16 protein-coding genes are annotated in these 14,397 nt (G+C 59.4%); 2 read left to right on the plus strand and 14 right to left on the minus strand.

Annotation, left to right across the window (positions count from 1 at the left end; genetic code table 11):
* Positions 1 to 15: 15 nt before the first annotated feature.
* The 7 genes from art_RS00755 to art_RS21980 form a co-directional block, all read right to left on the minus strand.
* The gene (locus art_RS00755; protein ID WP_038461899.1) at positions 16 to 345 is read right to left on the minus strand and encodes a hypothetical protein; all 330 of its coding nucleotides are present in this window, start codon (positions 343 to 345) and stop codon (positions 16 to 18) included.
* Positions 346 to 349: 4 nt separating this feature from the next.
* Complete coding sequence (locus tag art_RS00760) at positions 350 to 772, minus strand: hypothetical protein (RefSeq protein ID WP_038461901.1); 423 nt, start codon at positions 770 to 772, stop codon at positions 350 to 352.
* A 10-nt stretch (positions 773 to 782) separates the two neighbouring features.
* Positions 783 to 1,406, minus strand: a complete 624-nt coding sequence (locus art_RS00765; RefSeq protein ID WP_038461903.1) for a hypothetical protein — start codon at positions 1,404 to 1,406, stop codon at positions 783 to 785.
* 11 nt (positions 1,407 to 1,417) lie between these two features.
* Entirely contained in the window at positions 1,418 to 3,235 is a 1,818-nt protein-coding gene (locus tag art_RS00770) for a hypothetical protein (protein ID WP_157875075.1), read from the minus strand.
* A gap of 59 nt (positions 3,236 to 3,294) precedes the next feature.
* Entirely contained in the window at positions 3,295 to 3,921 is a 627-nt protein-coding gene (locus art_RS00775; RefSeq protein WP_162182015.1) for a hypothetical protein, read from the minus strand.
* A 68-nt stretch (positions 3,922 to 3,989) separates the two neighbouring features.
* On the minus strand, positions 3,990 to 5,603 hold the full coding sequence (locus art_RS00780) for an SGNH/GDSL hydrolase family protein (protein ID WP_038461909.1): 1,614 nt from the start codon (positions 5,601 to 5,603) through the stop codon (positions 3,990 to 3,992).
* Positions 5,604 to 5,672: 69 nt separating this feature from the next.
* Complete coding sequence (locus tag art_RS21980; protein ID WP_157875077.1) at positions 5,673 to 5,843, minus strand: hypothetical protein; 171 nt, start codon at positions 5,841 to 5,843, stop codon at positions 5,673 to 5,675.
* A gap of 43 nt (positions 5,844 to 5,886) precedes the next feature.
* Here art_RS21980 and art_RS00785 point away from each other — a divergent pair, with 43 nt between their 5' ends.
* Positions 5,887 to 6,333 (plus strand): hypothetical protein, encoded by a 447-nt coding sequence (locus art_RS00785; protein ID WP_157875078.1) that lies wholly within the window; start codon positions 5,887 to 5,889, stop codon positions 6,331 to 6,333.
* On the opposite strand, the gene art_RS00790 is transcribed toward art_RS00785, so the two are convergent.
* From art_RS00790 to art_RS00805, 4 genes are all read right to left on the minus strand, one after another.
* Entirely contained in the window at positions 6,330 to 7,031 is a 702-nt protein-coding gene (locus tag art_RS00790) for a hypothetical protein (protein ID WP_157875079.1), read from the minus strand. The two genes, art_RS00785 and art_RS00790, sit on opposite strands and share 4 nt — an antisense overlap.
* A complete protein-coding gene (locus tag art_RS20665) occupies positions 7,028 to 8,095 on the minus strand; it encodes a hypothetical protein (RefSeq protein ID WP_052135853.1) in 1,068 nt (355 codons plus the stop codon). Before art_RS20665 ends, art_RS00790 begins: the two co-directional genes overlap by 4 nt.
* 9 nt (positions 8,096 to 8,104) lie before the next feature.
* Positions 8,105 to 8,719: a hypothetical protein gene (locus art_RS00800; RefSeq protein WP_157875080.1), complete on the minus strand. Its 615-nt coding sequence runs from the start codon at positions 8,717 to 8,719 to the stop codon at positions 8,105 to 8,107.
* A 109-nt stretch (positions 8,720 to 8,828) separates the two neighbouring features.
* Complete coding sequence (locus tag art_RS00805) at positions 8,829 to 12,167, minus strand: tape measure protein (protein ID WP_157875081.1); 3,339 nt, start codon at positions 12,165 to 12,167, stop codon at positions 8,829 to 8,831.
* Positions 12,168 to 12,227: 60 nt separating this feature from the next.
* Here art_RS00805 and art_RS00810 point away from each other — a divergent pair, with 60 nt between their 5' ends.
* On the plus strand, positions 12,228 to 12,632 hold the full coding sequence (locus art_RS00810; protein WP_157875082.1) for a hypothetical protein: 405 nt from the start codon (positions 12,228 to 12,230) through the stop codon (positions 12,630 to 12,632).
* A 295-nt stretch (positions 12,633 to 12,927) separates the two neighbouring features.
* On the opposite strand, the gene art_RS00820 is transcribed toward art_RS00810, so the two are convergent.
* The 3 genes from art_RS00820 to art_RS00830 all read right to left on the minus strand — a co-directional run bounded on the left by art_RS00820 (position 12,928) and on the right by art_RS00830 (position 14,383).
* The gene (locus tag art_RS00820) at positions 12,928 to 13,497 is read right to left on the minus strand and encodes a hypothetical protein (protein ID WP_038461924.1); all 570 of its coding nucleotides are present in this window, start codon (positions 13,495 to 13,497) and stop codon (positions 12,928 to 12,930) included.
* Entirely contained in the window at positions 13,497 to 13,757 is a 261-nt protein-coding gene (locus art_RS00825; RefSeq protein ID WP_038461926.1) for a hypothetical protein, read from the minus strand. The genes art_RS00820 and art_RS00825 overlap by 1 nt, the downstream gene beginning before the upstream one ends.
* Before the next feature lie 104 nt (positions 13,758 to 13,861).
* Complete coding sequence (locus tag art_RS00830) at positions 13,862 to 14,383, minus strand: hypothetical protein (RefSeq protein ID WP_038461928.1); 522 nt, start codon at positions 14,381 to 14,383, stop codon at positions 13,862 to 13,864.
* Between the last annotated feature and the right edge of the window lie 14 nt (positions 14,384 to 14,397).

The following is a 14,397-nucleotide window of genomic DNA, read 5'->3' on the forward strand; positions in this document are numbered from 1 at the left end:
AGAGAGCCACCCGGGTTAGGTGGCTTGTGGGGGTTCTGGTTCGAGGTTGGGCCAGGGTGGGATGCCGGTTTCTTCGACGCATTGGGCTTCGATGAGCATGCGGCGGCAGCGGGCGGCGTATTCTGCGAGCCGGCCACGGTTGCGGTCGGACCGGTTCGCCCGTGCACGTTCCCGCTCGGCGTCGGCCCACGCCTCGTTACGTTGCGTGCGCATGTCAGCGTTACGCGCCCGCTCCCGACCAGCCGTGCCGGTCCAGTACTTGATGAGACCATTCACAAGGGAAGTCAGGATCGCGCCACCTGTACCCGCCCCCAGGACGGTGATAACTATCTGTGCCGTGTCCACCCGGTCACCTCTCCGGGTCGTAGGCGTACCGCCGTATACGGAACCACCTCGCCCCAAAGTGAAGCGCAACAATGACGATCATGAAGAACTGAACGAGCCGGTTGCCGGATTCACTGAGGTGCAGCGCAAGGATGTTCACCCCGTAAATCAAGGACGCGCCGATACAGGCAATGACGGCAGACCGTTCCAGCCACCAAATGCCCGGCAACACCGCAACAGCACCCAGCACACCCCCCAGTAGCAGCAGCCAGGCCCAATACAGGGTCAGGCCCGCGCCCGCCGTCGCCTCAATCGACCGCGGCGGGAACAGGACAGCAGAGAGGCCCCCAGCCGTCGCCGCCAGATAGATGAAGAACTGAATTACAGTCACGATCCGCGGCTCCTGGATACGAAGCCAGACCGCGAGGGTCCAGTGATTTTTAGTCATGGCCGCGTCCTTAGTAGATTTCGATGGCCATGGTGTCCAGTGCGAACCCTGTGGCGCCGCTGCCTGCGCTGAGGCGTGCGAAACCGTTCGGGTTGACTGCGCTCGTTACCGCCTCGGCAACCGCAATCCCGTTAACGAAGGCGGTCAGCAGGCCACCAACCCATCGGATGCCAACGCGGTCACCGTTAGATGTGGCGAACAATGGGGATAGGACGGTGCTCGCGTTAGCCACACGCTGGGAAAGGCTCGAGGCGGTTGTGCCGATACCTAGACGGTAGACGTCCGGGGAACCACCGACCGTGGAGGCGAACAAGTCCAAATACACGGGCGCACCTTGAGGCACGGTGATCACGTCCCACGACATCATGGCACCCGCACCCAGCAGCGGCAGCCCCACGCCTATTGATCCGGCTGTAGATCCTCGAACCACTGTGGAGTTCTGGACGGCGAAGTTATTTGCATTGCCTTCCCATGTGCCTCGGACCAGCCCAACATCGGTGGCTGTTACTTCGCCCGCGAGGCTGGCCTTGTTTCCGTCGTTGAAGTTCGCCCTGTACAGCTGCCGCCCCGGAGCGTATGGCGCGACCATGGGCGCACTCCCCATGAGCTGGTTTGAGCGGATGATGATAGACATTCTAGGTCTCCTTAGTACCAGCCGAGGCTGATCAGTTTGGTGCGGATCAGCGCCGACACGGACGTGTAGCCTGCGGCGTTCATATGCCCGCTATCATGGGCAATGCTTGGTGGCTTGATGCCGTCTGCTTGGTGCTGCAAATCTGTGGGGGTTGGGGAAATGCCAGTGTCCACCCAGAGCTGCGGGGAGCAAAGATATGCGTCCACGTCAAGGAATAGATCGCCGTACAGGGCGGCCAGTGCGGCGTTGACGGTACGGACATTTGTCCATTGTGTTGAGCCGCTGGTTTGGGCGGTATCCACGAAATGCCCCAGCACGAGAACACGCTTAACCAAAGGGGACAGGTAATTGAACGCTGCATGTGTTTGATCTGTGACCAGCGGCGCGGACCCGGCGCCGGACAGATTATTCTTGCCCGTCCATAGAAGCGTGACGTGCTGGCGTGACGCTGTGCCAACGATAGGAATAAACGCAGTGCCCGAAGTTACCGGGGTAGCAGCGCCAGCCGTCGTGCGGGTAAAAGAAAACACCGTTGAGGTGCTGCTCAGTGTCCCTCGGACACCGTTTAGCGTGCCAGTGAACGGTTTCATCTCGGCACTATTGGGCATGTTTGCTGCCGTTACAGTCACGGCACCACTTGCAGGGATTGAGCCGCCGGAGACGGTGAGTGATGCCGGCACAGAGCCGAGACGGGCGCTAATGTGCTGGGATGTCTCAGCACCTTTACCTTCATTGTGGAACGTCGCACCTGTGCCTGCCAGTGCCGCAGCCAAGGCAGTGCCGATCCTCTCAGCACTAGATGATCCCCAGATCGTAATGTTCTTCACGTCAGGGAATACCGGCGATAATGAGCTATCGGAATTCACGTACCGGTCGCCGACTGCCAGACCGCTACCAGTGGCGGCACCCATCCTAGATGCCCACCGTCGCAAGACCTCATCAGGGACGTTGCCGTCGTTGTTTAGCTGCATCTCGGTGTATCGCCATGCAGCATCGAGGACCGCCCAACTTACCGACGCATCAGCGTGTTGATGAATGCCTAACCGGTTCTGCATGTGCCACAGGGATAGGTCCGTGGGCCCACCATCCTCGCGCCGCGCCCCTATCCAGGTCTCACGCGAGGTTCGATCCGTAGCGACAAAAAGGTGTCCGTCACCTCCGAGTATCGGGGCCCGTCGGTCCCAGCCGGTGAGGAAGTCGTAATTCTTCACCATGAAGTCGGCGCCTGCCTGGTTTAGCGGATCACCGGGAGGGCCAGGCTTGCCGTCGAACAGTCCAGCGTCAGCATCATCACGCACGGACATGGCAACCCTTGCGGACTGTGCAGAAGCGCTGGCCGCCGCTTCCGCCTCAGCCAGCAACGCCAACGCCTGCGGAGTACCAACGCCCGGAGATGACGGCACCTCCACTGCCTTCGTCAAATCAATCTCAGCACCCTCCGGCAGCGCCATGGAATGCGCCTTGATAGTGGGCGCTGCACCGTTCACCGCGTTGAAACGGTAGACGACAGAGTACGTCCAGTTCTCCACCGACATGTCAGGGTCATCCGTTGCGAATAGCTGAATGCCACGGTATAGCGGCGTCACGCCATCCGCAGCCGGTGTGCACACGTAGCCGTCATAGTCCAGTACAGCCGTGATGGGTGCCGTCAGAACCGTGATCGGGTTCGGGCTGGAAGTCCGGTTTGGAAAGTACGGCACAGACGGTGTGAAGGTGATTGATCCGCTGAGGGGAACAACTTCCGGCTCATTATCCACGTCAGGTCCGTCCACGCGGCCGATGCCGAACTGACCAACAACCCGGCCAGTGCCCATGTTTGATGGCTTCAAAATAGTCTCCTAAAAGTTTGGGATGGCGTAGAGCCAGTCAGCGAAGGGTTGTGTCGGCGTTACGTGCCGAAGTAGTCCGTGCGCAGCTGGGCATAGATCCTGTCGCGCTCAGCCTTATCGGCGGCGTAGGGCAAGACGATGACGGCATAAACGTTCAGGCGCTCGTATCCGGCCCCATAACCAACCCGCATGAGTGTGCGGTTGTTCGATCCGGCGTCACCGGTGTTCTCGCTCGTGTCCACGCGCATCACACTGTTCGCACCGTTGGCAACACCCATGAAGATGTGCGTGCCGGTATCCACCGCAGCAGTCCCCGGGGCGGCGAGGCCCTTGCCCGCATTTAAGATCCAATACGTGGAGGCACTATTGGCGCCAATGCTTGTCACTGGACCAGACGCGCCGGATACCACCACGGACGAGTCTCGAACCTCGCGGAACCGGGCCACCACAATGGTGGTGCTGGGCTGGCTCAAAGCGAGTGGCATGGTGAGCATGTCGTCCACTCCGTCGAAGAAGAGGACCTTCTTCCCGACCGAGTCGACCATGATCTCAGGCGCCCCGGCAGCGTCGTTCGATTTCCACTCCGCGCCGGAAACCGTGTCGCGCCAAATAGGGGTAGGCCCAACAGGTGAACGCTCCGCAGAGAAATACAAGACCGCACCAGGAACCGGGCTCGTAAGCCTCATGCTGATATGAGGCAAAGCCGGGTCTGCTTTACCAGCAGCAGTCCGGATGCCCTTAGCAAGAACAGCCATCAGACGTACCCCTTCTTCTTCAATAGCGGCGCGAGCGCCTTCGTAGCAATCGCTGGGGCGACAATGGGTTTGTAGTGGGTGACGTCGTCCATGATCGAGGGTGGCAGGGTGCCAGCCGCGATCTTTGCTAGGTCGTCAGCAGTTGGAGTCATGCCAAGGTCCACCATCGCTTTTGTGCGCAAATAATTTTGCATGTCAAAGAACCGGCCAGGGTAGAGCGCCTTGACACGGCTATTGATCTCCACCACCGTGGAATGACCGGCGCTGCCCGTTTCCTCATCGGTGCGGGTCGTCGTGCCCACCACGATGAACTGGCGTACGTTCGGCGTAAGGAACTCCACCATCTGCACGAACGCGTCCACCACATGGTCAGCAACCGTGGCGGACATGCCCTTGATATTCGCTGTCACGTCGTTGCGGCCCATGAAGATAATGGCCGTGTCAGAGAAGTGATCAGATGTGGATGACAAGAACGGCTCATTCTTGATCGCTATGGCCGTGCCCGTGTCGGAGCGCTTAAACGAAAGGCCCTCAGCCTCGCTGCGCCACAGATCACCAGGGACCCCGGCAAGTGTTCCCGACTGGATAAAGGACCGCCCCGCATACCACCCAATCTCTTGACTGGTAGTCATCAGCTCGCGCCCAATGGCGGGGATTGTTCCGGTAAGCAAGAGCGGCTTTGCACCCAGCCGAATGAGGATCTCATCAACAGGGGCGCCGCTAATGCCACGGTTGAAAACGGCCACGTCGGGGAGAGCGCCGGCCAGCTTGGCCGGGAATGACTGCCCGGCAGGCCACAGCACGCCAAGGGACCCGCCCGCAACGAGCGAGTCACCGATGCACACAACACGCTTCCGATCTGATCGGGTGACTGGTGCGCGCATCTTGAAGAACTCCGCAGTACCGTCAGTGCGAATACCTCCAGCAACACGGTTGTTCTCGATGACGAACGGGGTTGCCCACCCTTCGCCCTGGTCCACGTGTGTCAGCAGCCGGTCGTCACCGTCGTAGACAGCCTTCGCCAGGGCAGCTTCGATGGCAGCAAACTTGCCCATTGCTGCAGCGTCACCGGGCGCCCCGGTCAAATCAGCGAGTCGTTTCCATACCCCTCCCATATGCTTTTTCTCCCATCGGTAAAGAATGCTGGTGTTGCGTGGGTCTTTGAGGTCGTCAGGGTTTTGATGCAGCCAAAGCTGGAACGGCTTGGGGTTCTTCGGTGCGGTCAACGACACCCAGACAAGATTTTGATTCGACCCTCCACCACCAGGCCCGACGCCACCCGGACCGAGAACCAAGTCTTGGAGCATGCCACCACCGGCCGGGACCGCGATCCGCCAATCCGGGAAATCAACCGGACCATACTCGCCATTGATCCACTCGATCTGCAGCGAGTACCAAGCGTCATCGAACATCACATCCGTATCGTTCAGTACGGTGGTCCACTCACCCAGAGCATCAGGCTTAACCTTCACCGGCTCAGTCGGCAGAACACGTCCCGCCGCATAACCAGCAGCAACAAGGTTCGGCCGGTTCAAAGTGAACACCAGCTGCACCTGCTTGCCGACCATGGAGATGCCACCAACATCACGGATATTCCCCGAAACTGTAGACATACGGTCCCCCTTTCAGGGCATAGAAAAAGCCACCACGGTTTCGTGACGGCTAGAAAGAATCTGGGGGGCTTATTCGCCCGGGTCGGTTGCGGCATCCAGTAGCGCGGTCAGCTCGGCAATTTGCGCGTCCTTGACCCTGCCCCGCGCCCGCTCCTGCAGTAGCTCCCACCGCAGCGAGTCAACGTCACTGCGGTTGGCGGCGTGGATGTGCTCGTGGAAAATCTGTTCGTCAGCGTCCAAGGCGGGCTCCTATCGTGTGGGTGGTGTCCGGTAGACTCCGGGCATGAGAAAACTTGGGGGAATACTCGCCATTGGGTTGCTGGCGTTGACCGCGTGCAGTGCACCCGTTGAGACGTCGCCGGCGCCGTCCGTGAGTGCCAAGGTCGAGATGACGGCCCCAACTGAGACCGAGACAATCACCGCGGCACCCATCCCGGCTCAAACGGCACCGAAAGAAACAACGGTCGCCTTGAGTGGCGAGTTCGGAGACCCCGCTACAGATGCTGCTTTTCTTGCTGGAGTAAAGGCAGGCTGGGAAGGTGTTGTGCCTTCTGACGATGCTCTCGTGTCTGCAGCGATGCTTGCCTGCGACAAATATGCGGCGGGCATACCGCGCATAGAAATGGGCCTTATCGAAGGTGATAGCGGGCAAGATATTCGCAACACCGACCGGCTGGCAGTTTATGCTGGCCGAAACTACTGCATCGAGTACAACCCAGACAACGACTAGACGGTGTAATAGAGCCTCTGACTTGAAACATCGAAGAAGACATTTGCTGGCTTCGATATCGAAGTAAGCCCCGTGAATCGAACTGCGGCAGCCACGGTTAGGTTGGCAGTTAGATTGAGGCTCGTTGAATTGAGAGCGCTTGCTGAGCCGTAAAGCACGTGACCGCTTGGGAATCGCAGGGAGCCGCCGTTTGCTATCGGGTCGATGACCATACCTCCGGCCGTGATCTTCCCGCCAGTCGTGACGTTCAGGTCACTCTTGAGCGTGGTAGTACCCTCAACAGAGAGCGTGCCCTTGGTGGCCATGGCGCCAGTGACGTCCAGCTTCCCGGACACCGTGGTGTTGCCGCCAAGCTTGGTCACGCCTGTAACGTCCAGCGTGCCCGTGATCCTGGTGTTGCCTCCGATGTCGGTCTTGCCGTCAAGGATGGTATCGCCAGTGACTTCGAGCGGACCGTAGATGAATGTCTGCCCGGAGAAGCGCGACGTGCCTGCGACAGTCAAGGTGCCGGAGATTGACGCCACACCAGTGACGTACAGGCCCTCGTTCTGCACTGTGAGCCTGCCCGTGCCGTAGAACCTTTGACCACCATGGCCGACAGACGACCCGTTGAGCGGCGTCGCGTACTGGTCCCTGCGTTGCTGCCGGGCCGGTTCGCCCATGTTCCCCTTGGAGAGGTCAATGATTTTGCCCATCATGCCTCCATCGGCTGGAATTCAAGCTTGACCTTCGCCCCGAAATCACCAGAGAAACCAATCAGGCGCAGGCGGTAGAAGCCGTCGTCCATCCACGGATCGTTCTGCATATAAGCTCTCACCCCAGCGCCCGGGAAGAGCTGAGAGAGCTTGTATTCTTCCCCGATGACCACACTGAAGGACCACTGCTCCACCGGCTTCAGTGACGCAGCCAGCTCCGCATTGGCTAGGGCTTGCAGCTCCCCGGCATCTTTCACCTGCGAGAATGCCACCGTCTTCACCAGCGCCGGGTAAGGTGACGCACCAGAGATCGCGGACCGGACCAGCATGTCCACCTCGGTACCCTCGCCGGTGGCAATGACATGGTTGGCGACGTTGCCCGCGTCCTCGGTTACGGTCAGCCCGATGGCACCATCCTTCGGCGCCGTCAGATTCCAGACCAGTAACGACGGCGCAGGGGTTGTTACGAGCCGGTGCCGCAGCTCCCCGTTCGATGCGTACTCCGGGATGAAGTCCACATCCGGCCCATACTGCGTATCGATCAGATCCCGCATCGCGTCAGCCGCAATAGGCATGTGATAGCCCTTGTACTCACGTTCCGCAGACCCTGATTTGTCAGCAGGGAAGATGATCGGCAAAGCGAACTTGGTGCCCGTCGTTGCCTGCTGGATTACCCGCTTCAACTGCGTTTGCAGATCCAGGTTCGACCAACCCACCGTAGTGCCCTGCATCCCCGCGGACGAGTACGCGGCACACATGCGCTTGCCGAAGATGGAATTGATGTCCGTATACGAGACGGTCACTTTCCCGGCCTCACGGTCATACGTCCTCGTCCAAATCACACCAGCAAACACCGGCACACCAGACTCTTCAAAGACCAGTGTGCGGAGAATCGGTTCCGACAAATAGCGGCCAGGCATCCCCGATGAGTCAACATCACCCACCACAAAAGACGCCTGGCCGCTGCCGGACGCGTTCAGCTTCCTAGCCCACGGCGGATTCTCAATAGGAAGAATCCCCTCACGTCTACCAGTCTCCGTATGCACCACACGCACCAACCACGCCACGGCGCCTCCTTACATGTAGGTGTCGATCACTTCGACATAGCCGGTGCCCTTGGAAATCTTCACCGATGCGTTATTGCCCGGCAGTACCTTGAAAAGATCGGCGCGGGTAACAAGGTCACTGCGGTCATTGCCGTTCAGCCGCAGCCGGCCAGTAGCGAAATCAACCCGCACCCAACCACCAGCGCCAAGGTCACCCAGCGCCGTATACAAGCCACCAGGATGCGTAATCGTGAAACCGCCAACCAGCGGACCATTCACCTGCACCACCGGAGACGCCGCATAGTTCCCGCGATGAAAAGCGGAAACCGCAACATTCGGGGCCAAGTCGTAGGTGTGCCGGTCCCCGTACTTGGCCGGGTCAGGGCACCTCAAAGGGACCTGCCACGTCGCCAACGTGTCGGTGATCGGAGTGAACTTCACGCCGGCGTTGCGCTTAGCGTCCGCCCACTGAGTGGAGCTGTGCCCAGACACCTGCAAGCGGCCACGCATCGGACCCGTGAGGAAGTTCATGGCCTCGTGCATGTCCATATGCGACCGTGCTTGCAGGTTGCCGGTGACCGTTACCACCCGTGCCGCGTTGTACGTCGGCAGATCATACTCGCCGTCTGAGTTCTCGCGGTCCACGGTCTCACCCTTGACGTCAGGTGAATCCCACCAGCCATCGATGCTGTTAGTGGTCCAGGTGCCGAACCGGTCGGTCCCCGAAAGGAGCCGACCGGCCCACTCGATTCGATCAGCTACCAAGACGCACCCCCTGCTCTCCCAGCCTGTACGAGATCTCATCGACTACTTCACGTTTGAGGCTGGATGGGTCAAGGGACGTGAACTGCGCGCCGGTCATGTCAATATTGACGCCGCCACCACCACCTGATTGTGTAGATGGTCCAGACGGCGCAGCCTGCGGTACGGAAGCGTGCGCCATACTCACCCCCTGCGGGAACGTCCCAGCATTGATCGCCGCAAGCTCACTGTCGTACCGTTCCGAAGATCGGCCGTTGATGACCCATTCACCCTTGTCCACCCACGAGGTGGGGATGCCATCAGTGCCGAGACCCAAGATCCCATCAACCTTGTTGGTCCCCGGGCCAGACCGCGGCAAGCGTCCGCCGCCCGAGTGCTTCGGCAAGCGTCCACCTGCGTAGTTGCCAGTCAGGCCACCAGCGCCGCCCTGCCCAGTGCTGATGCGGTTCTCAGAAACGATGATCGACGCATACCGTGGACGAGTCAGATCATTCAGCCAGGATTCCGCAACGTTCGTATTGGCCTCGGCAAGGATCTCCGCCGTTCGCTTCTTGCTGGCGATCCCATCGATCTTGTCGCCAGCCTCAACAGCACCAGTTTCAGTGACCTTGATCTGCCCATTCGGTAGGTGCTCGATCTCGTATCCGAGAAGCTTCATCGCCTCCACAATGGCGGGCGAATCAGGTACATCAATCGTGATCGTCTTATCCGGCGTCTCCTGAATCTGCTTCGCCAAATCGTTGAGAGCCTGTTCAGCCGCCGCGTTCTCGATCTGAATATCAGTGACAACATCGGTCGGAATGAGCCCATACGCGTTAGCCAGGACATTCGCTTGGTGTTCAGCGACACCGGATGCAATGGCTTGCTGAACAAAGTCATCACGCAAACCGTCAACAGTTTTCCGCAGTTCCTCGCCAGAAACATTGTTTCGTTTCTGCGCGTCAATGACCTGCTGAGCACTCGTTGCCGTTTCCAGCAAAGCGCCAGCATTATTCTGTTGCGCCTCCGTGTGGATGTTCAGCGTGTCAGCTTCGTAGTTCCACATGTCCGTGGTCTCTTGGATCTGCTCCGCGGACCGCTTCTTGGTTTCCGCGTAGCGCAGCTCAGCTTGAGACTGGGACAGGGTGGTCCCGGCCGCTTCCTGCTTCTTAGCAATGTTCGCCTCGAGCGCAGCCGTCTCACCCTCAATCGCAGATTTAGTTCCCTTGTTCGCCCACGCAAGATCCTTTGCAGTTCGGACAGCTTCAGTGGATGCGCCTGAGTACTTATCCAGAGCGTCCCGTGCGTCGTGGGCTTTCTTGGCTATTCCGCCGTAAGTTCCTGACCCTCCGTAGCTGCGAACCGTGTCGTTCTCAGCAATTGCCGTGAGCTTGTCCCGCAAGATATCCAGCGCCGGACCGCCCTCGAGTATGGCGGTGTTCATATCCTTTTGAGAGATCCCCAGCTGCTGGAACAAAGCAAGCGCGTTTTCCTTAGATCGCGTGCCCTTTTCGTCTGCCAGTTGCTGGTTGAGAACCTTCTGCACGTTCTCATCCATGACGCCGTTGGATTCCTTGAGCGCATCCGTCAGCTGTTGCACAGCGGTCTTGTGCTCCTGCGCCTTCTCGGCAGCACCGGACTGGTACATAGCCAGCCCGCCAAGAGCCAGCCCAACACCAGTGATGACTAGCCCGATGGGGTTAGTCAGGAACGCGACCTTCAGTGCTGTTCCAAGCCCGGTCACCCCAGCAGTTGCTGCTGCCGTTGTGGCTGACATGACCGAGATAGCTCCGCCAGTCTCAACAGCAATCGCACGTGAAGTAGCCATCTGGGCCCGCATGACACCAAACGCTGTGCCCATCGAACCCAGTGCGGCCCCAATCGGTCCACGCAAGGCCACCACAGCGGCGAACGCCAAGACAGCGGCCATGACAGGGGTGGGCATTTTGGAGATCGCAGACGCCACATCAGCAACAACCTGCGCCACCGGCACAAGCGCCTGAGCCACTACGACAGCAGCCGGCCCTAGAGCTTCACCCAGCTGGACAGCCACCGGAGCGACGGCCAACAGCAGATCCCGCAGTGCAGGAGCCAGCGTAACCAGCACGGCCGTGGCAGTGTCAATGAGCGCCTGTCCCGTCTGCTTTGCCACCGGCAGCAACGGGGAAAGAGCGCCAATGAAATCGCCAAACGCCCCCCGCAATTCAGGGGACAAAGCAATCAGAGCCACAATTCCAGCCACCAGCGGATTCATGGCCAAGCCAAGTTTCTGCAGGATCGGGATTTGGGTACCCATGGCAACAAATGCCGCCGTGATTGCACCCAGCACGGGCCCGTTCTTCGCGAGGCTATCCAGCTGCCCATCAACGGCGGAAACATCCCACGAGTTGATGCCGTCCTTCACTCGTCCAATGGCAGGCAGTACCTGATCAAAGGCAGGCTTGAGGCGGTCCATCATGACAGCAACCAGCGGCCCAGTCTTACCCTCGGCGGCGCGCAAAGCATCAGCCAGTGAGTTGGCCCAGTCCAGTGCGAGACCGCCACCAGCCTTGTGAACAAACGGCTCAGCAATGATGCTGGAAATATCTCGCCAAGCACCCTTGATGCGGTCAACAGACCCAACCCAGGTATCTTTCACGCCAGCAGCTGCACCAGCAAAGGATTTCGACATCTGAGCAACCAGAACATCAACAGCTTCGCCAGCGTCCAGCGCACCATCAGTGATGGCCTCGCGGATCTCGTTTCCGGTCTGGCCCATGCCTTCGCCGATGAGCTTTGCAGCGTCAACGCCGCGTAGGCCGAGCTGGTTCAGCGAAACGGCCGTGATCTTGCCAGTAGAAGTGATCTTGGCAAGGATCTGCACGATCTCGTCAATGTCCTGGGCGCCGCCACCGGAGGCGGCCACCGCATCCTGAATTGCTGACAGGGTTGGGATGACCTTCTCCGCCTGCATGCCGAAGGAGAGCAGCTGCTGAGTACCGGAGATAAAAGCCTGGCGCGGGAAAGGTGAGGTCTTCGCAAACGCGGCAACCTTTTCCATCATTTCGGCCGCAGCCTCAGTCGAACCCAGGATAGTTTTGTAACTGATCCGGGCAGTCTGTTCCAACTGGTTGTAAGCGATGCCAGTCTTCATGGCATTCTTCAGCAGAGCCACGCCACCAACGAGAGCGGCTGCTGTCAGTGCACCGACTGCCTTGGTCGCTGACCCCATCGCGGCACCAGTTCGAGAGCCAGCTTTTTCCCCGGCGTCGCCAATCTGAGTTGTTGCCTGAGCGGCCTGCCCAGCCTTCGCCTTATAGTCGCCGATCATCAGATCAAGCCGAACCGATAGTGTCCTCTCGCTGGCAGACATCGCACCTCCAAGGGGCATCAAAAAAGCGCCCGGGTCGGGGCGCTCAGCTATCATTCGGTTATGCGTAAATCATTTTCAGTTGGGGTTATTGTTGTCATGGCATTCTTGGCGTCTTCATGCGGAAGCGGCGTTTCAGAAGCCAACATATCGGCCTGTGAAACATTCGACTTCGCGCACAAGAACGTCGAAGACACCGTAGCCTTGGCAATTGCAAACGAGCATGACGACTACTACAAGAACCTTGCGCAGGTTGCGTCCAGCAAGCGGCCAGGACTGATCAAAAAGGCATACGAGCAGTCCGAAGGGGAACTTGCGTCAGACTTTCAAACCCTCGCCGGCATGGCGTCACGAATGGACGCTACCGAGGCCACAAGAGACGCGGCCATTGCCTACTACATGTCAGTTCCGGACATTATTGAAGCGTGCCAAGAAGCTGGCGCTGAGATGGAATCCGCGGGCCTCTAGGTGTCTTTCAACCGGTCGTCAATCACTTGCATACGTACCCGTGTTTTTGGGTCATGATCGGCAGTGCTTGATGCCCTGTCCTTGGCCTCGCACCCGAGACAGCTGAATGTCTCGACCTTGAACCAGCCCGCGTTCTGAGCGCCTACCGTGCTGTCCACAGAGTGCCCGCAGCCCGAGCATGTGGACTGCTCCAACACCTGCAGGCCCATGGTCAGTAGCCGGTCTGTCTCGGTCCACCCTTTCTTGGTGATCCCGAGCCAGACCAGCGGTGCCACCCCATAGGTGCGGGACGTTTTTAGCCCGAGTAGGAGTCGGCTCCATCTTCCTCGTCGGAGGACTCGAGCAAAAAACCCGGGTTCACCTCGGACGGCATGAAGGATGCATCCTGGTACGCCTCGATGATCTGCACGTACTGGCCATCACCGATAGCTTCGGCGAATGTCTTGAGCTGCTTCTCGTCTGTGAACTTCGGGAAGACGATGGATTCCAGCAGGACAGCACGCATGCCCAAGGCGCTGCGGGCCTCATCAGAGAGTTTGCGCCGGTTCTTCTCGGCGTCCACGACGGCGTTCTTCCGCAGCCGGGAGGAATGGTCCTCAGTGAGGCCCTTCACTCGCACGACCAGGGCAGAGTCAGCGAACGACTGTGCCAAGGTGCGGATCTCTGCCTCGATCTTCGCGGGCGAACGGTCGGAGATGCCGCGCTGGCCGGTCGGGATGCGGCGGGCGATGGTCAGTTCTTCCTTGAGGATGTCGATCTGGCCGATCAGTCCAGACTTCTGGTAGACCGTCACTCGGCGTTCCTTGGTGGTTGCCCCGCCGATCCATGCTTCAAGGTCAAACGTTTCTTCAGTAATTTCAGTCATCACAGGCTCCTAAGGTTATGGTTTTCGGGGGCGGACAGCAGCGGCACTGTCAGGCTTCCCCTGGTGTACCGGTCACCGCTGTGGTCAAGGACTTTGGTGCCGTCATCGCGTCGCACAAAAACGTCCACAGTCAGCTGGCTGTTGGCGATGTACGCCAGCTGGTCAGCAATGACCTCGTTGGGGTCAATGCCGTTGGCTGCGACGAAAGCGATCACGTCCGCGTTCGGGGCTTTCTGGCTGTTGAGCGGTATTCTTTGCATGGCTTCACAGGCTCCTAAATTTGCGGGTCACAGGCTCAGAGGTGGTGCAGCGGCGCGGGAGAGCCTGTGAGCATCCCGCGCCGCCAGTCAAATGGGTCAGCCAGTTACGGACCGACGACCGCGACCTTGCCGTCAGTGAAACGTGACTGCTGCGCCAACGGCTGCGTGAACATTGCATAACCGGAAGCGTCGGCGCCGGAAGCGAACTGTGGGTAGTCAGTGACGAACCCATAGCCTTCAACCTTGTCCGTGGCGGTGATCGGAACATCAGAGGCCTTGCCGATGCGGCGGAACAGGTCGAACTTGATCCCTCGCGTGGTGAAGAACTCTTCAGCCGCGATGTACGCGGACGTTGCCGCCGTCGCGTCATCCTCAGCCTCAAGGAAGAATTGGAGGGAGCCCTTGTAATTCGCGTCACCGAAGTTGACGACCTTGCCCTTGTCGCAAACGCCCTTGCCGGTGATTTCTTCCGATGCGTCCATGCCCAGGTCATACCCGGCCACGACTGCACATGTGATGTTCACCCCCGCGGTCAGTTCCGTAACAGTGGGCTTGCTGATGTCTGCAACGCCGCCAAGCACTGCGATCAGCAGTGTGATGTCGGAGTCAACGAGCCGTGCACTCATTTCTTACTCACTTT

Source organism: Arthrobacter sp. PAMC 25486, from assembly GCF_000785535.1.
Classification (GTDB): domain Bacteria; phylum Actinomycetota; class Actinomycetes; order Actinomycetales; family Micrococcaceae; genus Specibacter.